At 49.6% G+C, this 25,555-nt stretch carries 20 protein-coding genes and 10 pseudogenes; 19 read left to right on the top strand and 11 right to left on the bottom strand.

What is annotated here, in order from left to right; all coding sequences use genetic code 11:
• Nucleotides 1-124: 124 nt before the first annotated feature.
• Together MN084_RS01390 and MN084_RS01395 are read right to left on the bottom strand one after the other, a co-directional pair.
• The gene (locus tag MN084_RS01390; RefSeq protein WP_241085150.1) at nt 125-655 is read right to left on the bottom strand and encodes a YdcF family protein; all 531 of its coding nucleotides are present in this window, start codon (nt 653-655) and stop codon (nt 125-127) included.
• A gap of 121 nt (nt 656-776) precedes the next feature.
• Nucleotides 777-1,439 (bottom strand): glycosyltransferase family 2 protein, encoded by a 663-nt coding sequence (locus MN084_RS01395; RefSeq protein ID WP_330178274.1) that lies wholly within the window; start codon nt 1,437-1,439, stop codon nt 777-779.
• Between MN084_RS01395 and MN084_RS01400 the strand changes: the two genes are divergently transcribed.
• Nucleotides 1,431-2,273, top strand: coding sequence for a hypothetical protein (locus MN084_RS01400; protein WP_330178275.1), 843 nt, complete (start codon nt 1,431-1,433; stop codon nt 2,271-2,273). The two genes, MN084_RS01395 and MN084_RS01400, sit on opposite strands and share 9 nt — an antisense overlap.
• A 547-nt stretch (nt 2,274-2,820) precedes the next feature.
• Here the strand turns inward: MN084_RS01400 and MN084_RS01405 are convergent.
• Both MN084_RS01405 and recQ read right to left on the bottom strand, forming a co-directional pair.
• Nucleotides 2,821-4,140 (bottom strand): annotated as a pseudogene (locus MN084_RS01405) (IS5 family transposase).
• A gap of 258 nt (nt 4,141-4,398) precedes the next feature.
• Nucleotides 4,399-6,520 (bottom strand): annotated as a pseudogene (gene recQ, locus MN084_RS01415) (DNA helicase RecQ).
• Between the two features lie 309 nt (nt 6,521-6,829).
• Here recQ and MN084_RS01420 point away from each other — a divergent pair.
• The 4 genes and pseudogenes from MN084_RS01420 to MN084_RS19080 all read left to right on the top strand — a co-directional run.
• Nucleotides 6,830-7,162: a helix-turn-helix domain-containing protein gene (locus tag MN084_RS01420; RefSeq protein ID WP_241085146.1), complete on the top strand. Its 333-nt coding sequence runs from the start codon at nt 6,830-6,832 to the stop codon at nt 7,160-7,162.
• 29 nt (nt 7,163-7,191) lie between these two features.
• A pseudogene (locus tag MN084_RS19070) lies at nt 7,192-7,428 on the top strand (transposase); the annotation flags it as partial.
• Between the two features lie 75 nt (nt 7,429-7,503).
• Nucleotides 7,504-7,794: a transposase gene (locus MN084_RS19075; RefSeq protein ID WP_277400068.1), complete on the top strand. Its 291-nt coding sequence runs from the start codon at nt 7,504-7,506 to the stop codon at nt 7,792-7,794.
• Between the two features lie 57 nt (nt 7,795-7,851).
• A pseudogene (locus MN084_RS19080) lies at nt 7,852-8,001 on the top strand (helix-turn-helix domain-containing protein); the annotation flags it as partial.
• A 191-nt stretch (nt 8,002-8,192) separates the two neighbouring features.
• Here MN084_RS19080 and MN084_RS01430 read toward each other — a convergent pair.
• Nucleotides 8,193-8,345, bottom strand: a pseudogene (locus MN084_RS01430) (IS256 family transposase); the annotation flags it as partial.
• A 51-nt stretch (nt 8,346-8,396) separates the two neighbouring features.
• Between MN084_RS01430 and MN084_RS01435 the strand changes: the two are divergent.
• Nucleotides 8,397-9,573 (top strand): annotated as a pseudogene (locus tag MN084_RS01435) (IS256 family transposase).
• Between the two features lie 44 nt (nt 9,574-9,617).
• Here the strand turns inward: MN084_RS01435 and MN084_RS01440 are convergent.
• A pseudogene (locus tag MN084_RS01440) lies at nt 9,618-10,595 on the bottom strand (IS256 family transposase).
• Nucleotides 10,596-10,910: 315 nt separating this feature from the next.
• Between MN084_RS01440 and MN084_RS19085 the strand changes: the two are divergent.
• Entirely contained in the window at nt 10,911-11,132 is a 222-nt protein-coding gene (locus tag MN084_RS19085) for a divergent polysaccharide deacetylase family protein (RefSeq protein ID WP_445083932.1), read from the top strand.
• Nucleotides 11,133-11,239: 107 nt separating this feature from the next.
• The gene (locus tag MN084_RS01445) at nt 11,240-11,701 is read left to right on the top strand and encodes a DJ-1/PfpI family protein (protein WP_320416335.1); all 462 of its coding nucleotides are present in this window, start codon (nt 11,240-11,242) and stop codon (nt 11,699-11,701) included.
• On the opposite strand, the gene MN084_RS01450 is transcribed toward MN084_RS01445, so the two are convergent.
• A complete protein-coding gene (locus MN084_RS01450; protein WP_241085142.1) occupies nt 11,650-12,771 on the bottom strand; it encodes a 6-phosphofructokinase in 1,122 nt (373 codons plus the stop codon). The two genes, MN084_RS01445 and MN084_RS01450, sit on opposite strands and share 52 nt — an antisense overlap.
• 789 nt (nt 12,772-13,560) lie before the next feature.
• Between MN084_RS01450 and MN084_RS01455 the strand changes: the two genes are divergently transcribed.
• Nucleotides 13,561-13,893 (top strand): transposase, encoded by a 333-nt coding sequence (locus tag MN084_RS01455; protein ID WP_445083874.1) that lies wholly within the window; start codon nt 13,561-13,563, stop codon nt 13,891-13,893.
• Between the two features lie 114 nt (nt 13,894-14,007).
• Here the strand turns inward: MN084_RS01455 and MN084_RS01460 are convergent, their stop codons facing one another.
• Entirely contained in the window at nt 14,008-14,160 is a 153-nt protein-coding gene (locus MN084_RS01460) for a hypothetical protein (protein ID WP_330178277.1), read from the bottom strand.
• 94 nt (nt 14,161-14,254) lie between these two features.
• Between MN084_RS01460 and MN084_RS19090 the strand changes: the two are divergent.
• Nucleotides 14,255-15,247 (top strand): annotated as a pseudogene (locus MN084_RS19090) (IS5 family transposase).
• Between the two features lie 71 nt (nt 15,248-15,318).
• On the opposite strand, the pseudogene MN084_RS01480 reads toward MN084_RS19090, so the two are convergent.
• Nucleotides 15,319-16,553, bottom strand: a pseudogene (locus tag MN084_RS01480) (IS256 family transposase).
• Between the two features lie 629 nt (nt 16,554-17,182).
• On the opposite strand from MN084_RS01480, the gene MN084_RS01485 reads away from it, so the two are divergent.
• The gene (locus MN084_RS01485) at nt 17,183-17,632 is read left to right on the top strand and encodes a polysaccharide pyruvyl transferase family protein (protein ID WP_330178279.1); all 450 of its coding nucleotides are present in this window, start codon (nt 17,183-17,185) and stop codon (nt 17,630-17,632) included.
• A gap of 94 nt (nt 17,633-17,726) precedes the next feature.
• Nucleotides 17,727-18,167 (top strand): polysaccharide pyruvyl transferase family protein, encoded by a 441-nt coding sequence (locus MN084_RS01490; protein WP_241085136.1) that lies wholly within the window; start codon nt 17,727-17,729, stop codon nt 18,165-18,167.
• Between the two features lie 272 nt (nt 18,168-18,439).
• On the opposite strand, the pseudogene MN084_RS01495 reads toward MN084_RS01490, so the two are convergent.
• Nucleotides 18,440-19,519 (bottom strand): annotated as a pseudogene (locus tag MN084_RS01495) (IS3 family transposase).
• A 630-nt stretch (nt 19,520-20,149) separates the two neighbouring features.
• Between MN084_RS01495 and MN084_RS01500 the strand changes: the two are divergent.
• The 3 genes from MN084_RS01500 to MN084_RS01510 all read left to right on the top strand — a co-directional run bounded on the left by MN084_RS01500 (nt 20,150) and on the right by MN084_RS01510 (nt 21,806).
• A complete protein-coding gene (locus tag MN084_RS01500) occupies nt 20,150-20,398 on the top strand; it encodes a hypothetical protein (protein WP_330178280.1) in 249 nt (82 codons plus the stop codon).
• A 161-nt stretch (nt 20,399-20,559) separates the two neighbouring features.
• Nucleotides 20,560-20,823 (top strand): transposase, encoded by a 264-nt coding sequence (locus MN084_RS01505; protein ID WP_241084966.1) that lies wholly within the window; start codon nt 20,560-20,562, stop codon nt 20,821-20,823.
• A gap of 20 nt (nt 20,824-20,843) precedes the next feature.
• The gene (locus tag MN084_RS01510) at nt 20,844-21,806 is read left to right on the top strand and encodes an IS3 family transposase (RefSeq protein ID WP_330178281.1); all 963 of its coding nucleotides are present in this window, start codon (nt 20,844-20,846) and stop codon (nt 21,804-21,806) included.
• 33 nt (nt 21,807-21,839) lie between these two features.
• Here MN084_RS01510 and MN084_RS01515 read toward each other — a convergent pair whose 3' ends face one another.
• Nucleotides 21,840-23,063: an IS256 family transposase gene (locus MN084_RS01515; RefSeq protein WP_330178512.1), complete on the bottom strand. Its 1,224-nt coding sequence runs from the start codon at nt 23,061-23,063 to the stop codon at nt 21,840-21,842.
• A 254-nt stretch (nt 23,064-23,317) separates the two neighbouring features.
• On the opposite strand from MN084_RS01515, the gene MN084_RS01520 reads away from it, so the two are divergent.
• From MN084_RS01520 to MN084_RS01530, 4 genes are all read left to right on the top strand, one after another.
• Nucleotides 23,318-23,935 (top strand): hypothetical protein, encoded by a 618-nt coding sequence (locus MN084_RS01520; RefSeq protein WP_241085133.1) that lies wholly within the window; start codon nt 23,318-23,320, stop codon nt 23,933-23,935.
• Between the two features lie 107 nt (nt 23,936-24,042).
• Nucleotides 24,043-24,318 carry an adenine deaminase C-terminal domain-containing protein gene (locus tag MN084_RS01525; RefSeq protein WP_277400065.1) on the top strand — a complete coding sequence of 92 codons (276 nt, stop codon included), beginning with the start codon at nt 24,043-24,045 and terminating at the stop codon, nt 24,316-24,318.
• Nucleotides 24,290-24,472 carry an adenine deaminase C-terminal domain-containing protein gene (locus tag MN084_RS19095; protein WP_445083933.1) on the top strand — a complete coding sequence of 61 codons (183 nt, stop codon included), beginning with the start codon at nt 24,290-24,292 and terminating at the stop codon, nt 24,470-24,472. Before MN084_RS01525 ends, MN084_RS19095 begins: the two co-directional genes overlap by 29 nt.
• 18 nt (nt 24,473-24,490) lie before the next feature.
• Nucleotides 24,491-24,955 (top strand): nucleoside deaminase, encoded by a 465-nt coding sequence (locus MN084_RS01530; protein ID WP_241085132.1) that lies wholly within the window; start codon nt 24,491-24,493, stop codon nt 24,953-24,955.
• The last annotated feature ends 600 nt before the right edge of the window (nt 24,956-25,555 follow it).

A 25,555-nucleotide genomic window follows, 5' to 3' on the forward strand; every position in this document is an offset into this window, starting at 1 on the left:
CTGGAAATTTGCCCTGTCAGAGATAACACAGCATCGTTCGATCACACAGCGGAAAAATCACGGGCCAAAAGCGTTTTGCAGAGAGTGGTTTCGAGAAAGGCTGAAAAATCGTATTTCGTCCTATTTAACTGATCTTTTTCAGCATGCGCTTGTTTTTTATTAGAAAAACAAAAATACGTCCGCTCCAGTACCAGTGTAGGAAAACAGCCTCTAATAAGAGATTGGAGACTCGATGCCAAGGCCTGCATTTATCTTCCGCAGCACAGGGAGTGATCTCTAACCCCAACCCCTGTGCCATGGTCAGAACGCGAAACAGGTGATAGCGATTACTGATGACCACTACTTGGGAATGATCTTCGAACCAGGGATGCGCATGGCGAAAATTCTCTAGTGTATTTACAGATAGCTCCTCCAGGGCAATAGCGGCTGATTCCACTCCTGCCTGAATGAGATAGTTGGCTCCTGCATTGGCTTCGCTGATTTCACCGGATGCACCACCCCCTATCACCAGGACCTCAGGCCTATCCCAAACCTGATACAGTGTCAGTGCCCGATCTAGCCTCAGCCGAAAATCAGCAGAAATTTCTCCTTGCTGCAATTGTTTGCCGAGCACAGCCACAGCGTCCCTGAAATCTGGCTTTGTCGGTGCTTTCATACCTGTTCGAATCACCTGAAACAGCAGCCAAAAATGAGTGATCCCTAACGTTACCAGACCAACCACCAAAGACAGCATTAAGGTAAAAACGCCATCAGCATCGAAGTCTCGGTTGCGAAACTTAATCAAGTTTAGGTTTCACGATGGAACGGTACAAGCCCGGTAAATACATCCTCCTGGAAATGAGTCTGCCTCCCACCATTCGGGTGATCCGTAATATATCAGTGACTGACTGAAAATGAATTGGCCGGAGATCGGCACCATAAATCGCCGGGATTTTTATATTGTATACGGCTATTCCTCGCCAACCTGCTTCAATAATAATCTCGCTTTCGAACACGAACCCCCTATCCCGACTGGTACCAATAGACAAATCGGCTAGAAGTTCAATTGGATATAACCGGAAGCCGGATTGAGAATCCTCCATCGGCATGCCCGACGCCCAGGCAATCCAAAAATTGGCGAATCGATTGGCATAGTAGCGCCGTCGCGGGATAACCTCTCGATCATGCAGGCGCGAACCAATAATAATATTTTTTGTATGCCCTTGTGCCGCTTTAATGAGACGCGGAATATCCTCGGGGCGATGTTGGCCATCCCCATCCAGGGTGATCACGCCATCTACTGACAGATCCATCGATGCCTGCATGCCTCGCCACAGAGCAGCTGCTTTGCCAGCGTTGGGTTCGTTTCGCAGCAACATAATTGGCAGGTCCGCAAGCTGCTCACTGGTACCGTCGATCGAACCGTCATCTACCACAATTACGGGTAAGTCATGGCTCAAGGTGCGTTCAACCAAATTTCGAATTGTACCAGCCTCATTATAGGCTGGTATTACCACTGCATAAGACTTCATAAACTAGGCCTTCCGCCAAATACTTCGGGCCATTCTACATCAAGTTGGGATATACAGGTGGGTATGTGGGAGAATAGGAAGCTGTCGAAATTTCCACTGTCAGGCTATTTGATGAAACCCTTTTTTAAACCCTCAAAGCTTTCTGCCCTGGAAGCCAAATATGAGGCACAGAAAATTGCCTTTGCGCCCATCATCTTTCAAGTAGTGCGCACCATGCGCAATCTCGGTATTCTAGGACAGTTGGATAAGGCAGGCAAAAATGGTATTGATGTACAGACCATTGCGGATAACACTGGACTCACCCTTTATGGCGTTGAAACCCTGATAGAAAGCGGCCTTTCATGCCATATGGTTGAAAAGAATACAGAGGGATTGTTTCAGTTAAGTAAGACGGGTTGGTTCCTGTTGCAGGATGAAATGACCCGCATCAATATGGATTACAATCATTACATCTGTTACAAGGGATTGTATGATCTGGACAAGTCGATACAGACTGGCAAGCCGGTTGGCCTGAAGGTATTTGGCAATCAATGGGAAACTCTATACCAGGCATTACCTCACCTCCCATCACACATCAAGGAAAGCTGGTACACTTTTGACCACTACTATTCGGATGGCACCTATCCACTTGTACTGCCCATCATCCTCCGAGATAAACCAAAGACCTTGATGGATATAGGCGCCAATGTAGGCAAGTTCTCCATCCTGGCGGCGACCTATAATCCTGATCTGAAAATCACTATGCTGGACCTGCCTGATTAACTTAAAAATGCCATCGAAAACGTAGAAAAGGTGGGGTTCAGTGACCGAGTGAATAGTGTGGCCATCGACCTGCTGAATCCTGAAGCGAGGATTCCTTCAGGTGTAGACGTGTTCTGGCTCAGCCAGTTCCTGTCTTGCTTTGGGGGTAAAGAAATAGTGAGCATTCTAAAGCGGGTAGCTGCCACCATGCTACCGGATTCTACGCTCTATATTATGGAAACCTGCTGGGACAGATAGCAGCACGAAGCCGCAGCTTATTCATTGATCAACACATCCCCTTATTTCACCTGCATGGCCAGCGGAAACTCAAAAATGTATCACTCAAAAGAGTTGATGAAATATATAGACGAAGCTGGTTTGCGGGTGCGAGAAATCCGTGATCATCTTGGTATCTGCCACACTCTGTTTGAATGTGTCTTGTAGATGCGTCTTAATTATATTTTATTGGTGGTATTAATACAGGAACTCAACTGCTAGTTCGCATTTCTCGCTGCTTGGTGAGAGATGCGGGCTAGATAGTCGACCCTGAAATATTCATTCCAGGCACTTAATAATACTGTTGTTTCTGTTTTGCAAACAGGAACAACAGTATGGACATGATATTTTTCAGCACAAAAAGAACCTCCCTCATCCATTTTCTGAAGTTGAAGGCAGCCCGCCGCCATAAGCAAGTTAATCTGATCCTCGGCAAAGCCTTTAAGAAAGTTCCTTTTTAGCCTGTGGTCACTCTTTAAGTGACCACAGGCTCGATGCCAGCTCGTCTTCTGAAACGTTTTCTGGCTAATGCCATGGCTTCTTCTGAGGTATTCTTCCTAGCAGGCTTTGGTGTTACTATCTGGGTGTCATTAACCTTTGATTTGCCCCGATAACCTCGATCAGCAATACCCACTTTGGGTACTCGATTGATGAGACGTTTCACCTGTGCCAAGACCTCAGGTACGGTGTGACCATCAAATACATTCTTCTCAAAAGCCAGGGCACCAATCACAATGCCCGCGTCCCTTGTGGTGGTGATTGATGCCTTGGTGCCAAACTCATAACGCTGGTGGGCCTTGCCTTTGCTCATACAGTAAACATGAGATTCATGTAGGCTGTACAACTTGTTTTTATCAGCACGCTTCTGATTCAGCATGCGCTGGTACAGGGCGAACTTTTCTGCATAGAATTTCTGTTGTTCTGCGGTCATCTTACGCTGTATTCCACGCAGTAATCGGCCGCTGATGGTCTTTAATCGCTTGACGGCCTTACGTGCCTTTTTACGATTCCTCGGATGTGTGGCAAATCGGGTGGGGAGCTTGAGAATTTTTACTTCCTTCTCATGGCTTCGACTGAGCACGATACCTTCTGCTCGGGCCATCTTGAGTAACTGCCCGTGTATCTTTCGGTACTGCTTTGCATCAGTTGGAAAGGTAATGTTTTTCTCTTGTACGGTAGTGTCGATACACATTTCATCTTCGATCGCCTTTTCTTGATGTAAGGCGATAGAGGTAGCCAGGACCTTTTCAAAACCTTCGTTGCCAATACGCTTTCTGAAGTAAGTCAGGTCGGAGGGGTCACAAGGAAGTTGCCATTGGAATTCGATCTCACCCGTAAAACTCTGGTAGTAGGGATTTTGTATCCAGCGTTGAATCAGAACCTCGTCACTGAGGTCTTCCAGATGCTTGAGTATCGAGAGGCCCACCATTAGGCGGATGGGTTTTGAGGGCTTTCCAAGATGAGAATAAAGCGGGGCAAATTCAGCATCAAAATATGACCAGTCTATCTGTCTGGCCAGTAGCAAAAGTGGATGCTTGGGGTTCAGCTGATCCAGTAAGTTCTGGTGCAGGAAACTTTGCTGGTTGGGATTGGCTGTCTTGGGTTTGCTCAATTATCCACCTCTATTTCGTCCAGTTTTTCTCTGCTTTTACCCCTTTCCCGGACGTTTATTTTATCAAATTTAGACGCTTATTTTATATAAATCATTGCATTATGAGTATTTCAGGGTCGACTAGATAGTGTCCGTCCATAAACGGCCCTATTTCTCTCGCAAAGGCGCAGAGACGCAAAGAACAAAATTTAATGCGCTTTTATAACAATAACTTATAACTTTGCGATCTTTGCGAGAGTTGTCGTTTCTGGACGGATACTAGATACATTCCGCAGCCATAATGCATTTCAGAATGCCGTAGTCGTAACGTCCATCAAGGGCCTCATAAAGTGGTTTCAGCTTTCCCTCTTCGCAGCTTCTCTCCATCTCCAGGGTGGCGATGATTTCACTGTACTGGACCGGGTTGAGTGGCAGTATCTCCCGTACATCGACCATTCCCGCTTCCACTGCCTCGGCAAAGTGGCTGTAGATTGAGGTGAGTTTGAGTTCCCGCTGACGTGCTATCTCATCGGCATCAAGGCCCTTCTGATGGAGGTTGAGCGTCTCGTTGATGGTTTCGCTCAGGCTGTTGTTGAGTATTTCAGTTAATGGGGTGCTCCCCGATGAGATCGAGAAACTGCTGGCCGTATCGCGTCAGCTTGGTCTCGCCAACACCGCTGATATAACGCATCCGCTCAAGGTTTTCCGGCCTCAGCTCGGCCATCTCTTCCAGGGTGCTGTCATGAAAAACGATATAAGGCGGTACACCCTGCTCCTGGGCGATCTCCAGCCGCCGTGCCCGCATCGCGTCGAGCAGAGGCAGGTTCCAGGACTGCAGCTTGGTCTGCGAGCGCTTTTTCTTCTCTTTTTTCTCGGCTCGTTTCTGATGTCTGAGATGAAGCAGGCATTCACTCTTGAGCAGCGGACGGCATTTTTCAGTGAGACGCAGGGCGCCATGGCCGTCGGCATCGATATCGAGATAACCCAGGGAGATCAATTGGCGGAACAGGCCGCGCCACTCCACGCCGTTTAGTTCGTCGCCAATGCCAAAAGTCGTGATCTGGTGATGCTGGAAACGCTCGATACGCTCATCCTCCTTACCTTTCAATACATCGATCAGGTAGTTGACGCCAAAGCGTTGACCGGTGTGGAAGACGCAGGAGAGTGCCTTGCGGGCCGATTCGGTGGCATCCCAGGTCTCCGGCGGATTGAGGCAGTTGTCGCAGTTGCCGCAGGGTTGCTCCAGGGTCTCACCAAAATAGCCCAACAGGGCCTGGCGCCGGCAGCCGGTGAGGTCACAGAGACCAAGCATTGCTTCCAGTTTGTGGTGGGCGATACGCTTGAATTGCTCTTCTGCATCGGTATTCTGGACAAACTGCCGCAAGGTGATGACATCTTGCAGACCAAAAGCCATCCAGGCATCGGCGGGTTCTCCGTCGCGACCGGCGCGGCCGGTTTCCTGGTAGTAGGCCTCTATGCTTTTGGGCAGGTTGAGGTGGGCGACGAAGCGCACGTCAGGTTTATCTATACCCATGCCAAAGGCGATGGTGGCGCAGATGATCACCCCCTCTTCACGGAGAAATTGTTCCTGATTTTTATGCCTTGTTTCACTCGTCAGTCCTGCATGATAGGGCAGTGCCTTACGACCGCGAGAGGCCAGCCATTGGGCAATATCCTCGACTTTTTTCCGTGATAAGCAGTAGACGATGCCGGCATCTTCCGGATGTTCCTGCTCCAGGAAACGCCAGAGCTGGTCTCTTCCATTCTGTCCCTCTGTAATGGTGTAGCGAATATTGGGGCGGTCAAAACTGTTGGTGAAAACTTTTGCGCTCTGTAGTCCGAGCTGCTCGATAATCTCCTGCTGGGTGCGCTGATCGGCAGTGGCGGTGAGCGCAATCCGTGGTATTTCCGGATAGCGTTCTGTGAGTAGTGAGAGGCGTTGATACTCTTTTCGGAAATCATGGCCCCATTGAGAGACGCAGTGAGCTTCATCAATGGCGAAGAGGGTAATCTGGATGCGGTCAAGAAGCCGCAGTGTCTGTTCTGTGAGTAGACGCTCCGGGGCGATATAGAGCAGTTTCAGCTCACCATTCAGGAGGGCTTGTTCAGTATTTCGCCGGGTCGCGGCATCCAGAGTGGAGTTGAGAAAAGCGGCTTGAATGCCAAGTTGCTTCAAGGCGCTCACCTGATCCTGCATCAATGCAATCAGGGGAGAGATAACAATACCGACGCCTTCACCAACCAGTGCGGGGATCTGGTAACAGAGCGATTTACCACCGCCTGTGGGCATCAGGGCCAAGGCATCCTGCCCGTTAATGACAGTCTCAATGATCTCCGCCTGATTATGGCGAAATTCGCTGTAGCCGAAGGTCTCGTTTAGTATTTTTTTTACGCGTTGCATCTGGATCATCAGCTGAAAAATCCTTTTGGCTCTTCCTCTAATTGACTGGGTAGACTAACGTACCCCCTATGAAAGATAAAGATCTATACGCCCAAATCCTGGGTGTCCAAAAGCCCTTGGTAGGTTAGCAGTGTAGAGCTGGCTCTGTCAGAGGGAGAGGTAACAGTACAGGTTGAACAAGAGGCAGGTGCCAAGCAGTGTTGTTTAATCTCTGGGTAGATCTCACCGGGCTATGACTCACGCAAGCGCCGCTGGCGGCACCTGGATACCCGCCAATACAAAACTATTCTGGTAGCAGATGCGCCCAGAGTGAAGTATGAAGAATATGGGGTGGTCACCGTGTCAGTTTCCTGGGCGAAACCGGGCTCTGGATTTACTGCAATGTTTGAAGTGCTGGTGATCGATTGGTTGAAAGAGGCGTCCATCTCGGCAGTCTCACGATTGATGGGGCTGAGTTGGAATGCCATTGATGGAATTATGCAGCGAGCGGTCAAGCGAGGACTGGCACGTAGAACAGAGATCAGCTCAACACGTATAGGTATTGATGATACGGCCTTCAAGAAACGCCATGATTATGTAACAGTCTTATCAGACCAGGATGCAGGTAGAGTACTACACGGGGCAGTGACGGCAAAAAGGTGATGCTCAAAGCATGATACGAAAGTCTAGCAGAGGAGCAACGAGAAGCGATAGAGAATGTCTTCATGGATATGTGGCCAGCCTTTATCAATGCCATACTGGAAAGCCTGCCTAGGGCTGAAGAGAAGATTGTCTTTAGTAAATGCCATGTCGCCAAATACCTCGGTGAGGCAGTGGACAAGGTAGGCCGCCAAGAGCACAAAGCGCTGATGGCTATGAGGACCTTAAAGGCAGCCAGTATGACTGGCTCTGCAACCCGGAGAGTATGATGCGCAGACAGGAATTACGGTTCAAGGCGCTACGTGGCAGACTGCCCGTGCCTAGGCGATCAAGAGTTTACTACTATGCCAGCAAGACATTGGGGAAGGAAAAGCTGGGAGCGGTGGTTGTCATGGGCAGTGCGCAGTGGCCTGGAGCCAATCAAGAAAGTGGCGGGAACAATCAAGGATTATCTGTGGGAAATATTGAACGCTGTTGTTTTGGAAGTAAGTAATGGTCCGGCAGAAGGCCTCAACAGCCGAATCAAGATGATCAAGGTGCGTAGCAGAGGCTTCCGCAACAAGGAGCGGTTTGCTAATGCAATCTACTTCCACCTTGGAGGGCTGAATTTTTATCCTGAGGGAGCGGTTGGGTGATATTTACCTACTCGATTAGGGGAAGAGCCGTATCTTTTACATTGGCGTTTAAGTTATAGAAACATTGGTCGTCGTTTGGGTCGTCATCACACCACCATCTCACGTGAAGTGAAACACAATGGTCGATTCATAGCCTGTTACCGGGACGAGTTTGCACAGAAACGTGCGATGGTTCGATGCAAGAAACCGAGGCACACTCGCAGGTGATCACATAAAAAATGCCTGCATTATGTCATCGAGCGGTTACAGGAGGATTGGACACCGGAAACAATGGCTGGACGCCTCAGGCTGGATTACCCTAAGAAGTGCATGTCTACGGATTAGCCCGGAAGGTATTTATCGATGGATAGAGACTGTTCAAAATATTGTGTCAACGTAAAAGCACTCAGTCCATATCATCACAGATCAAGTGCGCGATCAAGCCTACCTTCGAAGAAGATAGCCAGTTGAGACAAGATCAGGTTCCAGTTGTGAATGGGCATCGCCCATTTCTTACTGGCGTTCTGAATGCCAAGGTATAACAATTTGAGCAGGCTGGAGGGTGTCCTGAACTCTGTGTAACTGTCTATCATTAAACCCAAGCGTAGTTGAGGATATGCACTATGAACAAGAAAGAACTACAGGCGATCGCTCATGCGGCCGCTAAAAATATCAAGACGGAAGACGACCACAAAGACTTCCAGCAGATGCTAACCAAGATTACGGTCGAAGCGGCACTGAACGCTGAGTTAGATGATCATCTTGGCTTTGAAAGGCACGAGCAGTCCGAAGCTGACAATAACCGCAACGGCTATGCCAGTAAGACTAACCGAACGGAAGCTGGCCAGTTCGAGCTCGATACACCACGCGACAGAGCTGGGAGTTTCGAGCCCAAGCCCGTTAAAAAAACACCAGCGTCGATTTACTTCCATGGACGACAAGATTATTTCCTTGTATGCCCAGGGCATGACAACACGAGAAATCGTCACGACCGTTAAAGAAATGTACGGTGCTGATGTCTCCGCCACCTTGATTCCCAAAGTGACTGACGCTGTTATTGAACAAGTGATTGAATGGCCATCTAGGCCACTGGATGCGGTCTATCCCATTATTTACCTGGATTGTATTGTCGTAAAAATCCGGCAAGACAAGAAAGTGATCAATAAGGCAATTTATCTGGCACTGGGCGTGAACATGGAGGGCCACAAGGAATTGTTGGGGCTCTGGCTGTCAGAGAATGAGGGTGCCAAGTTCTGTCTCAATGCACTCACAGAGCTCCAGAATCGCGGCGTGAAGGGCTTTCCAGACGCAATCAATACAGCGTTTCCCGAGACTCAGATCCAGCTCTGTATTGTTCACATGGTGCGCAACTCGATGAAGTATGTGCCCTGGAAAGACTACAAGGCAGTGACGGCAGACCTGAAGAAAATATATAAGCCTGTCACCGAAGATGAAGCGCTACTGGAACTTGATAATTTCTCTAACCGATGGGATGACAAATATCCTCAGCTCAGCCGTTCGTGGCGTAGCCACTGGCACAATCTTAATACCCTGTTTGGCTACCCTGAGGACATCCGCAGGGCAATCTATACAACCAATGCCATCGAGTCAATGAACAGCGTGGTTCGCAAGGCAATTAAAAAACGGAAGCTATTTCCGACCGACGACTCGGCAATGAAAGTGGTGTATCTGGCGGTGCAGCAAGCATCAAAAAAATGGACCATGCCGATTCGCAATTGGAAACCAGCACTGAATAGATTTATGATTGAGTTCGGAGAACGCTTGGCGGAGTACATTTAACCCGGGCAGTTACACGGAAATCGTTACACCTTCGCCGGCTGTTGTCATTCGGAAAACCGCCCTTGGTTTTTGTCAGTTTCCGGAATTATCGATGCTACTGCTTCAATAGAGTTAGTCGTATAAATAACTCGACGAATGTCCTCGGGGTAACGAAAACAGACGGATAAGTTATCCCACTTCTTGCGCCATGATTGAATCACGATGGGGTATTTATCGCCCCAGGCTTTCTCAAGATCGTCGATGGCTGATTCAGCTGCCTCCTTGTTCAGCGCCTTGTAAACACACTTAAGGTCAACCAGAAACACCTTCTGGTGCTTGGAGCCAACGTAGCGTAGCGAGTTGCGTATTTGGTGAACAATCTCAGTCTCTGGAAATATTGTTTGTATCGCTTCTGGAAAGCCTGTCAGACCATCCACGGAAGCAATCAGGATATCGTTCATACCCCGATTTTATAAATCACTCAGTACGCCCAGCCAGAAATCAGCGCTCTCACTTTCGGACAGGTATAACCCCAGCACTTCTTTTTTGCCTTCAATATTCAGCCCAAGAACGGTATAAACAGCGCGATTTTGGTAGCGGCCTTGAGCCCTTTACTTTGTAGTGAATTGCGTCCAGCCAAACAAGAAAGGATAATGCGAATCCAGTGGGCGCTGTTGCCAGGCTTTTACAGTATCGATTATTTTGTCGGTTATCGCGCTGATTGCTGCGGTAGAGACCGAGATACCATAGAGATCATGGACATGTTCACTGATATCGGTATAACTCATCAAGCCCCGGCCATACATCGACAAGATCCTGGTTTCAATCCCATCGCTGATACTGGTTTGATGCTTCTTAATAATTTGGGGCTCAAATGTACCGGCCCGGTCACGGGGCGTATTCAGGTCAATACGGCCTTCGCTTGTTTTAAGTGTCTTGCGGGATTTGCCGTTCTTGCGGTTAGGCACCACATCATCAACAACATGATTCTCTGGCTCAGCTTCAAGAGCAGCCTCGGTGAGCTGTTTTAGTAATGGGGCCAAAACACCCTCTTTCCCGCTAATGGTCTGCCCTGACGAACGGCCTTTAGAAATCTATCAAAATCAAATGATTCTGTCATAATCAATTCTACCTACGGCATTATGCTGCAAATTAAAGAATTGACACAAAATTCCTAACATTCCCCCTGGCAACGGGGCACCAATGAAAATACCAATGGACTGCTACATCATTGTTTTCATAAAGAAATCAATTGGCGAAGTCTTTCTTGAAGAGCACAGGCGGTGCATTTATAATTTGAATCCACCCTCTATAATGACCGAAGCTCTGAATCGATTCGGCAGCAGTCTCATCGGCTGATTGTTCGGGCGCAGCAAAATGGACACGCGATAGGTATAGGTCATCCCTACCCTGAAACGTCACAGATACTCCAGGAGATGCTTGCTGATATCGAGTCACTGAGTATCAGTCTGGTACCGGCCTCAGAGATGATTGCCTACCAAGGGAGGTACAAGCAATGGGGCACGCACCTCATTCCCCTCGCTCAAGGTTGCGAAGAGCTCGAAGCAGTAACCATTTAGACTTGCGTCGTCGTGCAGGCACTGAAGTGGTGACGGGGGGTCTGGATAGTGCATTGGTCATTGCCAGCCGAGGTGTCACCCTGATACCACGCTGGATGCCGTAAAGGATGCCCATTCGACATGGTCATCCTTTACGGCGGCTTGCCAGGGGCACGACCATCTCGATAATGATCCGCGGATACATCAGTTACTGGAGCGTGCAGCAGCAGAAGGGAACTATACCACTGCCATCTGGCGCAGCTCCCAAAGTACTGGTGAGTGCCGGCTTGCTCGGTGGACATCAAGCCACCAGCTACCCAAGGGTGTTGGATAAGACGGATTTACCCCAGGTGGATGTGAATATGCAACCGGTGATCCGGGACGATAGGGTGATTACTTCCCATGGTTCCGGGACAGCGATGGATTTTGCCCTGGAACTGATCGAAGCCCTGGCGGGTAGGGCGACAAGGAATGAGGTGGGGCAGAGCTTGTACAGTGATTTCTGCTTCCAGCAGAACAGGCCAGTAATCCAATCTGATCAATCGCCGAAACTGGTACCCACATGCCGGGCAGCTTTAACCCAGGAGTGATCAGCCGGGACCAGTTTTTTAGTACCAGCGACCTCTACCAGCGGAACCGGGACAGCCGTTTCATCCCGGGCTGCAACCATCACGCCAAAGGTCTCTTGTGCAATCAGCGTAGCACAGGCTGTTCCCAGGCGGGTGGCCAGTAGCCGGTCGGCGGCGGAAGGAGTGCCGCCACGTTGCAGGTACCCCAGAATGGTTACCCGTGACTCCAGGCCGGTCAGTTCTTCCAGCTGTTTGGACAGTGTTGCGGTGTGATTGGAATTGGCAGCCATCAGAGCAGCCAGTTTCAGTTTGGCGCTTTTGCGCTCCTTTTTTGTTTCAGCCGCCACCTTGTGCTGTTTGGCGGCTTTTACCAGGGCGGCTTGATCCCTCGGTAGTGCACCCTCGGCGACGGCGACAATACTGAAGTTTTTTCCACTACGGGCCCGCGAACGGATCGCATCTGCGACACTGCTGATTTCATAAGGGATCTCTGGCAGCAGAATGACGTCCGCTCCACCTGCAATGCCGGAGCCCAGCGCCAGCCAGCCTGCGCTATGTCCCATGATCTCAACCACGATGATTCGGTGGTGGCTATGGGCGGTACTGTGCAAGCGATCAATGGCATCAGTTGCTATACCCAGTGCTGTATCAAAACCGAAGGTGGTGTCTGTCAGTGCGACATCGTTATCGATGGTCTTAGGTAATGTAATAATGTTAAGCCCTTTCTCCATCAGCTGTAAGGCATTTTTCTGAGTACCCCCTCCACCCAGGCAGACCAAGGCGTCCAAGTGGTTGGCATGATAGTTTTCCGTGATTACGTCAGTCATATCCTGCTTGATCCCACCAAATACCATATTGTGGGGTTTGTCCCTGCTGGTGCCCAGGATAGTGCCACCCTGAGTGAGAATGCCGGAGAGGACATCACTGTCCAGGCGTGAGGTTCGATTCTCTGCCAAGCCGCGAAATCCATCCCGAAAGCCGATTATTTGCATGTCATAGACGCACAGTGCGGCCTTGCTGATCCCCCTTATTGCTGCGTTGAGTCCGGGACTGTCGCCTCCAGCGGTCAGAATTCCGATATGTTTTATCATTACCTTAATCCTGATAACTATTAATACAGACTATACTGCACAGACGGCGAGTTGTAACAAGATGATCTGACCAAAACATTACAAAAAGAAAATAGATAGGGTCTGCTCAGTAAGTCAGACTGCCACTGCTTGACATAAAACACCTCTACCGACCGGATGTGTCAGTTGATGACAGAGCAGTACCTTCTCAATTCACAATAACGACAATAGAACGATTGTAACGCGCTTCTTACAAAGTGCAAAAAAGATCCTTAACAGGATCAGCAGGACAATCTCTCTGTCGGAAAGGCAGAGCTTGTGTTTAATGATTACCGGCCAATGATCAGTCGGGCATCTTTTGTCGAACGATCCTGTGTGTCGAAGTCCCTGATAGTAATTTTCTGCCAATTCGTCCCAAGAAATAAACTTGCTCATTTTAACCCAGCGGTTGCTTTAATCCGGTGCTGTTTGAAAGGGCCAATCAAATTCGGCGAGAGAGATTTGTCTATGGCTATGATATCGGATCATAGGTGCATGGCTTTTGGTGGATATGGCTCATTTTTCATGCACTGTCATACCTGATATGGCGTCTTTACAGCAATAATATTAGGAAGTTATGGTTTATGAGCAGGCTCTAAATAGTCGTCCCTGAATTATCAAGTTGAGGATCTGGTTCCTTGAACCTTTCAGATCTGATTCTCCGCCCATTAGTCTGGAATAATCATACGATTTCCCGCTAACCTTATCCAAGCACAATAAAACCAAGCTAGCAACTTGGCTAAATTATATCCTGCTGCCGCCAAAGAGTGTATGCCCATCATAAGGATTACCCGTCAAACGCCATGCGCCAATCGGTCTAGAAAAAACAACCTGATGGCGGTCAGACGAGTTGATTTTTATGATACCGGGACCAATAAGCATTATGTCTTCATTACCAACCACCTTGACTGGTCAGCAAAGACTATTGCCGATATTTACAAGCAACGCTGGCAGGTTGAGTTGTTCTTTAAATGGATTAAGCAGAATCTCAAGATCAAAGCCTTTATGGGTAACACGGATAATGCTGCCATGACGCAGGTTTGGGTGGCGCTATGTATTTACCTGAAACTGGCGTACTTAAAATTCCAGGCAAGAATTAGCTAAAGTCTTCAGCAGATGAGTCGACTGATCCATCTGAATTTATTTGCTAAGCGAGATTTGATACAATTGTTTGGGCTCCTGCACTCCCCTGACCCCTGATCTGTAGATAGACTCTCCTCAATTGGGGTTATTATTTTCGCTGAAAATTAAGTGGGACAGCAGTGCTCTGGCGTCATTTGGTGTCGCAGACACCAGTAGGTCACGCATTTTATGGTAGAGTTTTGCACCTGTTGGAAAGGTGATGGCCTTCTCTTGAACGGTGGTGTCCACATTGACGTCCTCTAATTCACGCAAGCTCATTGCTTGAGAGAGCCTCTAAAAGCTCTCCAAAATCAGAGATATATAGTAACCAACTCGAGCAACCATTGATAAAAGCCATGCAACCGAGTTGTTTGATCAAGACCGACTTGAACTCCTTGAGCAACTGCCAGAGCTGGGAAGGACCGTAGACTGGGAAGCTTTTCGGGCGTTGCTGGGCTCAGTCTACAAAAACACTGATCCCAGTAAAGGTGGGCGCCCACCTTACGATGCGGTACTGATGTTCAGGTGTTGGCCCTACAGCATTTATTCAATCTGTCCGATGATAAAATAGAGCTCCAAATACGGGATCGCTATAGCTTTTGTTGTTTTCTTGGGCTGAGCCCTGAGGGTAAGGTACCCGATGCTAAAACAGTTTGGGTATATCGTGAGCGCCTGAAAGAACGGGGCCTTGTTGATAAACCCTTTTCAGAGCCGTTGATCCAGATTGATGCAGCAGGCTTCAGTGCTCGCAAGGGGCAGATTGTAGATGCCGCTATCGTTCCAATACCCAGGCAACGTAATACGCGAGAGGAAAATAGGCAGATCAAAGCCGGGGACAGCCCTGAGGCATGGGGTGATAACAAACGCCATCATGAAGAATGTTGAAGCTCACTGGAACCATGAAGCATGGCAAAACCCACTATGGGTACAAAAACCACATCAGCATAGACCGGAAGCACAAAGTCATTCGCAAGTACGCCATCACATCAGCTAAAGTTCACGATAGCTAGGTCTTCGAAGAACTGCTGGAGTGAGAATAACAGTAATGGAGGTGTCTGGGCCGATTCTGCTTACCACAGTGAAGAGCGGGAGCCTGCTTTAGCAGATGCAAATTACCTCAGTCATATTCATCGCAAGTCGACATGGAAACGCTCCTTGAATGAACGGGAGCAAGAGGCAGACCGAAAACGATCAAGAGTTCGGGCTCGAGTTGAGCACGTGTTTGCCCAGCAGGCCAATCGACTGGTGCGTAGCATCGGGCAAGGCAAGGTCGGCGTGAACATTGGTATGATGAATTTGATACAACATGCGTCGATTGGTGTGGCTAGCCGGATGAAGCGAAGCATGGATCTGGATGTTGCCAGAAAAATGAGAGTTATCGTCAAATCTGGTGTTTAGCCAGTTGAATCAAGCGGCGACCTGATCGACTCTTGCTACCTCAACACCCTCGTTAAATTTGATTCCGGTTATCACCTTCGCCAGGTAATCGTCTCCACGTCTTCTCGGCACACAGGCAGAGTTTGAACATCATGTGTAGCATGCCGTCACGCGATAGGCAGCCCTTGGAATGCCTGGTTCGATGGCGGATTGCACCCGAAGGTGGATTCAATCGGATTGCTGGTCCGAATGCTCTGCCAGTGCTGCGCAGGATTTTGATAGAAAGCCATCAGTTCCTCTCGGTCTTTGTGCAGACAGATGGCAGTCTTCGGATACTTTGGCTCATACGTTTTGATAAACAGATCAAAGGCCTTTTCCGCATCGGCCTGGGTCTCCGACTGCCAGATGTTATGCAGTGCCTGTTTCGCTTTCGGCTGAGCTGACCTTGGCAGGCAGTTCAGCACGTTCATGGTCTTGTGCATCCAGCAGCGCTGCTGGCGCGTCTCCGGATACACTTCCTCCAGCGCAGCCCGGAACCCCATGGCACCGTCACCGATCGCCAATTTTGGCGGGGTCAGTCCGCGTGGCTTCAGTTTCAATAGTACCTCCCACCAGCTCTGTGTGGACTCCCGTACACCATCCTCAATTGCCAGAAAATGCTTCTCACCACGCTCATTCACGCCGATCACCACCAGGGCACACAGCTTCGTCTGCTCTGCTCTCAATCCGCTATAGACACCGTCTGCCCACACATACACCCAATGGCCCTTATCCAGACGCTCTTCGCCCCAGCCCCGATATTCTTCTGCCCAGACCTGCTTCAGACGCGACACCGTGCCGGCCGACAAGCCTGTTGCACCCGGACCCACCAGCACTTTCAGGGCTTCACCCATCTCTCCACTGGAAATCCCCTTCAGGTAGAGCCACGGCAGCGCCGCTTCCAGTGACTTCGTCTTGCGTATATACGGCGGCACCAGAGCTGATCGGAACGTCACCGGCTCGCCGGTCTTCGCTCGTATTTTGGGGATCTTGACCGTGACCGGCCCCAATCCTGTCTGCAGTTTACGAGCTGGCAGGTGACCATTACGCACCACACCCACCTTGCCATCCTCTGTCCGTCGCTCGACGTGCTCCGCCAACAGCTCCAGCAGCTCGGCCTCCACCGCCTGGTAGATCAACTGCTCTGCACCACTTCTCAGCAACTGTGTCAGCGGATCGATAATCGCATCTCGACCTGCCAGCTTAACAACGTTATTCCTACTCATGGTGGCCTATCTCCAATGGTTGTTTTGATGTCTCGCAACAACAAATTAACCAGATACCCCGCTTTTTTTCAATTCCCTTCAAACAACACTTTCAGTTATAACTAAAAAAATGAGCGTGAAGATACCGGGCTCTCCGGATTTGCTAGGGACTATCGGACTTTGTCCGGTTTTTAAAGGGTTCCTTAAACGCCAATGTAAGAGATGTATGAGCATCTAGCGTTCTTTTGCACTAAAATGACGGTAAGCATGGCTTGTGCTCACTCCTGTGTAAAGTGAAGATTTTACAACCTCATTTTACCAAGTATTCAAATCATCTCTTTTTAGTCATCCAAGTGGTGCATTTTGGAGTTAAATCTACCAGTTCTTTAATTTTTTGCACTCATCACCGGCGCATTGATGAGTGTTAACAGGCCCTAAGAGAGGCTTATGATTCGAATTTGGCATATAGCAACTCATACAACTAATATCAGGAATACATAAAACGATTCGCGAGGATTGGGGTGTTTCAGTTGAATTTATCTCCGACTGCCTAATGGTACCAGAATTACTGGGGTAGCAAGAGGTATGATCAGGCTCTTATCGACAAGATCAATGCTAGCTGTGATCTTTTGCTTGTCGGTGGAGGGGGTATGCTTGATGGCGGACGAGGTGATAGAAATGCGGGTATGGGTTTTGATTTGCCTTATAATTTATTGAGAAAAGTATGTGTATCAACAGTATTTTATGCTGTGGGATATAATTTATTCGACAAGCAGATTTACTGGAATATTAATAAGCTGCGTCGTCATATCAAATATGTGATCCGGCAACCCAATATGATTTTCTCAGTTCGCAATGATGGTTCTCTAGCCCGCTTACAAGAGGCGCTGGGACATGATGCTGATGGTATTGTTGAAGTACCTGATCCGGGCATGTACGTGCCGACAACAGATAGGGAGCATCCCGAAATGCTGCAGGGGTACGACAACATTCTTATCCAGATTGCAGGTGATAACCAATTTTCCAGAGTCTCAGCAGGATTTTGGCTACACGTGCCGGTTTTCGGCAAGAAGATACTTGAACGACGTCAGATAAAATAATTTCAAAATTTGGGCAAGGCACTGCAGAATATAGCAAAGAAGAGGAATGTAAACTATATATTATGTCCACACTTAGTGAGGGATTTTACGGCTATTGGAAAATTTTCAGATGTTATCAATAAAGGTTTCAGTCGTTTTAGATTTAACTCTATGGGTATTCAAAGAGGTGCTAATGCAGCTCACTTACTTTTTTGATGCTTACAAAAAGGCATCAGTCGTAATTGGCATGAGAGGCCATTCGGTAATTTGTGGTGTTGGTTTGAATACACCTACGATTGCTCTTTCGAGCCATAGTAAAGTAAAAGGGTTTATGAACATGGTTGGTTTATCCGATCGCGTAATCGATATGGCAGATCCAAACTTCGTGAATTTGTTAGATCGTATGGTGTGCGAAATTCTCGATAATAGATTGGATGAAGTGCCGCGTCTGAAAATCGTTCAGAAAAAATGTCGAGAGAAAACTCGAGTCTTCAACCAGAGGATTTTGGCTTTACTTACCAAGGAGCCTCTTATTCATTCTGGATCGGATGGATGACGAGTTAAAATCTTCCGGCTCAAGGCGGAAATTGCCGGTAATAGCGGGCTATTCCCAGGATTTCCAACGCAGAGCTGTAACGCGCCGCATGAATTGCGAACGTTGGACATTTAACTTGCGAACGCCGATCATGCCAAAATAACCCTTAAAGCACGCTTAAAAGCGGTGGCATCACCTTATTCCTCCAACTGAATTAGAAGAAACCTCCATCCCAGAGCCCCAGCTGACCTTCCCCCCATCTTAATACCAAGACTTGGATGAGATAATTCATTCTAAGCGGCCCTATTCACAAAGGCCACAGGTGACAAATAATTTAATGCGCTATGAGGCCGCACGTGATTGTAGTGCTCTCGCCATTGATCAATTTCATGTCTAGCGTCATCAATGGACCTGAACCAATGCTGATTTAAGCATTCATTTCTGAATTTACCGTTTAAGCTTTCTACAAACGCATTCTGAGTAGGCTTACCTGGCTGAATAAAACCTAGCTTAACGCCACTTTCTTTTTGCCAGTAGAACATCGCCTTGCTAGTAAACTCAGCGACCGTTGTCGCAGATTATTTGATCCGGAGCGCTCCTTAGCTCAATCACCTGAGTTAAAAAACGAGCGACCTGGTGACCATTGATCGAGAAGTCAGAGAGCTGGCCAATAACTTCTCTTGAGTAATCATCAATCACATTAAATACTCGAAAGCGGCGACCATTAGCCAACTGATCACTGACAAAATCCATTGACCAGCGTATATTTTTACCAATGGGCATAATCGTTGGCATTCTTGGTCGTATTATCTTCTTGCGTTTTTTAGTCCTCACTTGAAGACCTTCTTCGTTATAGACTCGGTAGGTCCGCTTCTTGTTTTTCACAAGCCCCTCTCCTCTCAGGAGGCCATGTAAAAACAAATAACCATAACTCGGATGCTTTTTTGCCAGCTCAAGTAACCGTTTGCGTAGAGGCTCATCTTTTCCCCATTGAGTAACGTACCGAAAAGCGGTTCTACTTAAGCCTACTAATAGGCAAGCTCTACGCTCACTTAATTTGAACCGCGACTTAAGGTAGCTCACGATTTGTTTTCTATCAGCAGGCTTTACCACTTTTTTGAGAGCACATCCTTCATCGCCTCAGCTTCAAGCATTTTCTCGGCAAGTAACTTCTTAAGCTTGTTATTTTCGCTTTCAAGCTCTTTGAGCCGTTTGGCTTCTGAGACATCCATCCCGGCGTATTTGCTTCGCCAGTTATAAAAGCACCCGGTTGAAATGCCGAACTGACGACAAATGTCATCAACTTTTACCCCTGACTCATGCTGCTTGATGGCACCAATAATTTGCTCTTCTCTGTAACGCTTCTTCTTCATCTTGAGATCTCCTAATACACAGACTAATTGGAAATCTCATCCTTGTCATGGCTCTATTTCTGGGGGAAAGGTCAGCTTGATAATCGTATTCTTACTTCAGTGTCAGATAATTCTGATCCTTGGCGTTTATTAAACCTCTATCACTCTGCGCCGCAAGGATGCCAGCGCCCCTTCCAATCCATCAGGAGGGGTGCCTTTCTAATCTGGCCAGATCAGTGATCTCATGATGCGAGCCATCGGGTAGCCAGTAGACGGTACCCCGATGATCGGGCACGAGAGTCTATGTGCCGTTAATGTAGGCATCCACCTCGCACTCAGCCGAGCCCCGATAGGGACATCAGCCGTGGCGTGAGCAGGTGGGCGCATATAGATCGTCTGCCCAGCCAGTTTGGTTCCCAGCGGGTCGAGTGAGGCGGTAACCGGCCCCGCTCGTAGCTGAGGTTAGTTTATCGTTAGTCGCCATCACAGAGTTCTGTGTAGTGTTGGAACCGGCTTGCACCGTATCTGCGCTAGTACACTGATAGATGGCGTGATCATGACTTATCAACTGATCGGACTGCAACGATCCCAGCGCACGCTATCCGCCGTGCCGCCCAAGGCAGTGATGGCGCTGACGATCTCTCGCACGAGGTGTTCGATGGCTGCTTCTGGCGGGATGCTGCCCCCGGTGCCGATGTCGAGGTTACCATCGATGTAGGGGTCATCGGCGGCGTCTCCAACGGGTGGGATACAGTCCATGATCCAGGCTCCTTCGTAGGACACAAACAGGGTTGTGTGAGCCGGCTTGAGCCGGTTCAACACGCATTCAAGATCTTCTGCGCGGTTGGTCTTCGAGGGGATCTGTTCCCACCTGTAACTCGCCGCAGCAGAAATAGGTAACCCGTGGGTCCGTCAGGCGTACCCGCCAGGCAAAACGCGTCTCGGACGGGTTCAGCGCCTGCACACCAACTTGAAATAGGCCTCCGGCTGTCCACCTGGATTGCCTCCTGAACACTAGACCAGTGGTATGTTAGGTTTTCCTCTACCTGAGGAGAACCAGGATGAAGAAGGGACATTTTTCAGATGAGCAGATCGTGGCTGTACTGCGCGATGCAGAGGCAACAACGGCCGTAGCGGCAGCACGCAAACACGGCGTATCGGAGCAGTCGATCTACCGTTGGCGCAACAAGTATGCCGGGATGGAAGTTTCAGATGTGCGGGAGCTAAAGCGAGTCAAGGATGAGAACATGCGGCTCAAAAAGCTGCTAGCAGAACGTGACCTGGAAGTAGAGGTCATGAAGGAGATACAAGCAAAAAAGTGGTGAGCCCCCGCGCGAAGCGCGCCATGGCATTGTTTGCTATTGAACGGGGCCTTAGCCAAAGGCGAGCAAGCTGGCTTTGTACGACACCGCGGTCGGGGCTTCATTATAGTTCAAAACGAGAACGTCGTGACCGGCATCTGTCGGCCGCGTTGCGTGTAGTGGTGCGGGAGGATCCCAGTTGGGGCTATCGTTTATCAGGCGCCTATCTGCGGCTCAGAGGTTGGAAGGTAAACAACAAACGCGTATATCGACTCTGGCGGCTTAATGGCCTGTGTTTGCCGCCTTATCGCCCTCGACGGAAGATTCGCACTGGGGTAAAACTGGAGGGATTGGCGCTACGACGGAATGATGTGTGGGCATGGGATTTCGTACATGACCGCTATCATGACGCAGAGCCTCTGCGGTGCTTGACGGTCAAGGACGAAGCAACCGGTTATTGTCTGGCAATCAAAACTGGTCGATACCTACAGAGTCAACACGTGAAAGCGGTGCTACGTGAATTAATCATTCGCTACGGAATTCCCCGAGCCATTCGCAGCGACAACGGAGCTGAGCTGTTGGCCCTCGTACTGCGCAAGGAACTGGAAAAGGATGATATTAAGCTAGCCAATATTGAACCGGGAAAACCCTGGCAAAATGGCAGCAATGAAAGCTTCAACGGCATTTTCCGCAAGGAGTGTTTAAATGCAGAGATATTTGGTAGCCTGACCGAAGCCAGAGTTGTTATTGAACAGTGGCGTTGCCGATATAATGAGCGGCGACCCCACAGTTCACAACACTACGTCACGTCACGCCAGAGATGGCGTATTTTGGATTACGTGAAATGCGGAGAACCTAACAAGCCAAGTGGCCATAGAATGGGGGCATTTCACACCCGTGGCGGTCAGATGTTGCACCAGCACGCCCCGGCGCTCCTGGAGTGTCAGGGTGCTGCCGATGCAGGTGTCCGGCAGGCTGGCGAACGCCTCCCACTCGGCCAACAATGAGTTATAGTCAAATCTGGTGTTTAGCCAGTTGAATCAAGCGGCGACCTGATCGACTCCTGCTACCTCAACACCCTCTTTAAATTTGATTCCGGTTATCACCTTCGCCAGATAATCGAAGCCCCGTAATCGTCTCCACTTCTTCTCGGCACACCGGCCGAGTTTGAACATCATGTGTAGCATGCCGTCACGCGATAGGCAGCCCTTGGAACGCCTGGTTCGATGGCGGATTGTCCCGAAGGTGGATTCAATCGGATTGCTGGTCCGAATGCTCTGCCAATGCTGCGCAGGAAATTGATAGAAAGCCATCAGTTCCTCTCGATCTTTGTGCAGACAGATGGCAGCCTTCGGATACTTTGGCTCATACGTTTTGATAAACAGATCAAAGGCCTTTTCCGCATCGGCCCGGGTCTCCGCCTGCCAGATGTTGTGCAGTGCCTGCTTCGCTTTCGGCTGAGCTGACCTTGGCAGGCAGTTCAGCACGTTCATGGTCTTGTGCATCCAGCAGCGCTGTTGGCGCGTCTCCGGATACACTTCCTCCAGCGCAGCCCGGAACCCCATGGCACCGTCACCGATCGCCAATTTTGGCGGGGTCAGTCCGCGTGACTTCAGTTTCAACAGTACCTCCCGCCAGCTCTGTGTGGACTCCCGTACACCATCCTCAATTGCCAGAAAATGCTTCTCACCACGCTCATTCACGCCGATCACCACCAGGGCACACAGCTTCGTCTGCTCTGCTCTCAATCCGCTGTAGACACCGCCTGCCCACACATACACCCAATGGCGCTTATCCAGACGCTCTTCGCACCAGCCCCGATATTCTTCTGCCCAGACCTGCTTCAGACGCGACACCGTGCCGGCCGACAAGCCTGTTGCATCCGGACCCACCAGCACTTTCAGGGCTTCACCCATCTCTCCACTGGAAATCCCCTTCAGGTAGAGCCACGGCAGCGCCGCTTCCAGTGACTTCGTCTTGCGTATATACGGCGGCACCAGAGCTGATCGGAACGTCACCGGCTCGCCGGTCTTCGCTCGTATTTTGGGGATCTTGACCGTGACCGGCCCCAATCCTGTCTGCAGTTTACGAGCTGGCAGGTGACCATTACGCACCACACCCACCTTGCCATCCTCTGTCCGTCGCTCGACGTGCTCCGCCAACAGCTCCAGCAGCTCGGCCTCCACCGCCTGGTAGATCAACTGCTCTGCACCACTTCTCAGCAACTGTGTCAGCGGATCGATAATCGTATCTCGACCTGCCAGCTTAACAACGTTATTCTTACTCGTGGTGGCGTATCTCCAATGGTTGTTTTGATGTCTCGCAACACAGATACCCCGCTTTTTTTCAATTCCCTTCAAACACCACTTTCAGTTATAATTTGCCAACAATTCATAGATGGCGCACGGATTGGCCTCGTTAAGTAACGATTCGGCGCGGTCATTCACACGGGCGAACTCCTAATGGTTGCCTCTGCATCCGTGGCGTACTCGATGCCACCGCACGGCCCGGCGCAAGCGTGGGTACCTGGCAGCCGATTCTCGACGTCCTGCTGGATGCGCTCGATCAGCGCCGGCAATGTGGGACGGTTAAATGCCATTTATACGGCCTCCAGAGGGTACTTAAAAACGTCTTGAAGGCGGCTGTCATCAGCCCTGGAATTACCACCGACCACGAGTGCCGTTCCCCGGCCGAGGCGAGAGACAATATAGCGGCGAGGATGAAAATTCTGATTCGTGAGGGGGCGGCTGCCAGGGATTTCGAAGCGCTGCATCCACTGATAAACGAATGCCCGGAGAGTGTCATGCTCTGTAGTGATGGTAAACGTCCGGATGAGTTGGTAACTAGGCATATCAACCAGCTGGTTGCCTGGGCAGTGGCCAAGGGACATTCATGGTTCGATGTGTTTCAAACCCCCATCAGTCTTACTAGCTGCCGATGTGACGGTTGTGTGTTGATGGTGAAGGCTGCTGATCTGAAGGTATTCAATGCGTTGAATGTCTGGGTGGATGGCGAGTTGTTGGCAGAGCAGGGCAACTCCCTGGTCGAACCTGTCAATGTGGAGAGCCAATCAACTGTTTCAACGCCAGGAGGATTATACCGGTCGATCTGCCGGTGGCTTCAGAAGGCGGTATGATCCTGATGACCGGGGCCAGAGATGGTGATCTATTCACTTCTGAGCAGTTAGTTGAAGCAAAATCCGTTAAGGGCTAAGTTGAGCCCGATCCTGAACAGGATTTGCCGATGATTTGCGATCAGTCCTCTACACTTGCCGTGGACTTTATCAATGGGTTTGGTTTGAAGCGGGATGCTCTTGCATCAAGCGTCGCATACGGCTCCCATAATATTGTTGCCGTGGGGGGTGACAGGAAGAGTCTCTCTGCAGCAGTCAACGCACTGATCGACTGTCAGGGTGATGTGGCTGTTGTTGACGGCGACTCAATATCACTACTGCCACTGCCGATGGCTGAGATTATGAGTGTAGACGGTGGTGACCCGGGTAGCATCCACTTATACTGACCTGGACTGTCGTGCAAAACTACGTGGCACGACATTGTCAGCACCCTTCATGATGCTTTCGTTTATGGCCATGCTGATGATCTCGGAGTTGAAGTTGAACGATGAGGAGCTGTTCGATGGGTGTAGCTTTCAGTTTACCGACGTTGCTGTGTAGATCAGCAAGAGCGGTTTGATGAATAAATTCATGGATCAAGCTATCGCTCTGGCCCGCGAAGGTGTTGCCCGCGGTGATGGTGGTCCTTTTGGTGCCGTTGTGGTCAAGGGTGACGAAGTGATCGGCGGGGGCTGGAATCGGGTAGTTAGCGATAGTGATCCCACAGCACATGCCGAGGTGCTGGCGATACGTGATGCGGCACATCGGATACACAGTTTTAGGCTCACGGGATGCCAGATCTACACCAGCTGTGAACCCTGTCCAATGTGTCTCGGTGCAGCTTATTGGGCGCGTGTCGAGCGGATTATTTATGCAGCCTCAGCCGCGGATGCGGCTGAATTTGGCTTTGATGACCGCTTTATCCAGGAGGAGCTCAGGCTTCCCGCTGTAGAACGGCGGCTGCCGATGAAGCAATCAATGTGCGATGCTGCGCTTGAGGTGTTTCGCGAATGGGATCATAGTGAGCTGAAGCAGGAATACTAATGAGTTTCCCCAGGAGGCCATCACCTTCCCAACAGATGCAAAGCTCTACCATAAAATGCGTGATCTATTGGTGTCTGCGGCACCAAATGACGCCAGAGCCATATCAAGGTAGGAAAGAACGCCTTGATCATGCAAGGGCGATATTCTCACGCTCAGCAGATGAAGCGTTCAGCGAGGCAGACTGGAAAACTCAAAACGTACTTGGGCCGAGTGATGAGAGACATCGGGCGTAAGACACTGTATAGAGATGGTGAACTCACGGCGTTACTTGCACGCGCTAACCATTTACTTGGCACCACAACGACAAGACAAAAACAAGCTTTACAGCGTGCATGCAGCAGAAGAGGAATGCATTGCCAAAGGTAAAAAGCGCACAGGTGTTACGTGTTTGGCAATAAGCCCTCATTTGTGATCGGATCCAAAGTCAGCTGGTTAGTTGGCGCATGGCGCATGGCGTTTGACGGGTAATCCTTATGATGGGCATACACTCTTGGCGGCCACTTAAACAAGCGGAGAGTTTGAGCAGCCGAAAACTCAAGAATGTATATTGTGCATCAGGGCTACTCTGGGCACCGCGTAGGCGATGAAATTGCGTTAAGC

It is taken from the genome of Candidatus Vondammii sp. HM_W22 (assembly GCF_022530855.2).
In the GTDB taxonomy this organism is placed as follows: Bacteria; Pseudomonadota; Gammaproteobacteria; order Chromatiales; family Chromatiaceae; genus Vondammii.

What these genes read in the sequence shown, in the direction of transcription:
- MN084_RS01390 (WP_241085150.1), bottom strand. Translation starts at nt 655, where the DNA reads ATGAAAGCACCGACAAAGCCAGATTTCAGGGACGCTGTGGCTGTGCTC.
- MN084_RS01400 (WP_330178275.1), top strand. Translation starts at nt 1,431, where the DNA reads ATGGCTCAAGGTGCGTTCAACCAAATTTCGAATTGTACCAGCCTCATT.
- MN084_RS19075 (WP_277400068.1), top strand. Translation starts at nt 7,504, where the DNA reads ATGCCAGCAAGACATTGGGGAAGGAAAAGCTGGGAGCGGTGGTTGTCA.
- MN084_RS01445 (WP_320416335.1), top strand. Translation starts at nt 11,240, where the DNA reads ATGCCCATTCGACATGGTCATCCTTTACGGCGGCTTGCCAGGGGCACG.
- MN084_RS01450 (WP_241085142.1), bottom strand. Translation starts at nt 12,771, where the DNA reads ATGATAAAACATATCGGAATTCTGACCGCTGGAGGCGACAGTCCCGGA.
- MN084_RS01455 (WP_445083874.1), top strand. Translation starts at nt 13,561, where the DNA reads ATGCCCATCATAAGGATTACCCGTCAAACGCCATGCGCCAATCGGTCT.
- MN084_RS01485 (WP_330178279.1), top strand. Translation starts at nt 17,183, where the DNA reads ATGCTTGATGGCGGACGAGGTGATAGAAATGCGGGTATGGGTTTTGAT.
- MN084_RS01505 (WP_241084966.1), top strand. Translation starts at nt 20,560, where the DNA reads ATGAAGAAGGGACATTTTTCAGATGAGCAGATCGTGGCTGTACTGCGC.
- MN084_RS01510 (WP_330178281.1), top strand. Translation starts at nt 20,844, where the DNA reads ATGGCATTGTTTGCTATTGAACGGGGCCTTAGCCAAAGGCGAGCAAGC.
- MN084_RS01525 (WP_277400065.1), top strand. Translation starts at nt 24,043, where the DNA reads ATGATTTGCGATCAGTCCTCTACACTTGCCGTGGACTTTATCAATGGG.
- MN084_RS01530 (WP_241085132.1), top strand. Translation starts at nt 24,491, where the DNA reads ATGAATAAATTCATGGATCAAGCTATCGCTCTGGCCCGCGAAGGTGTT.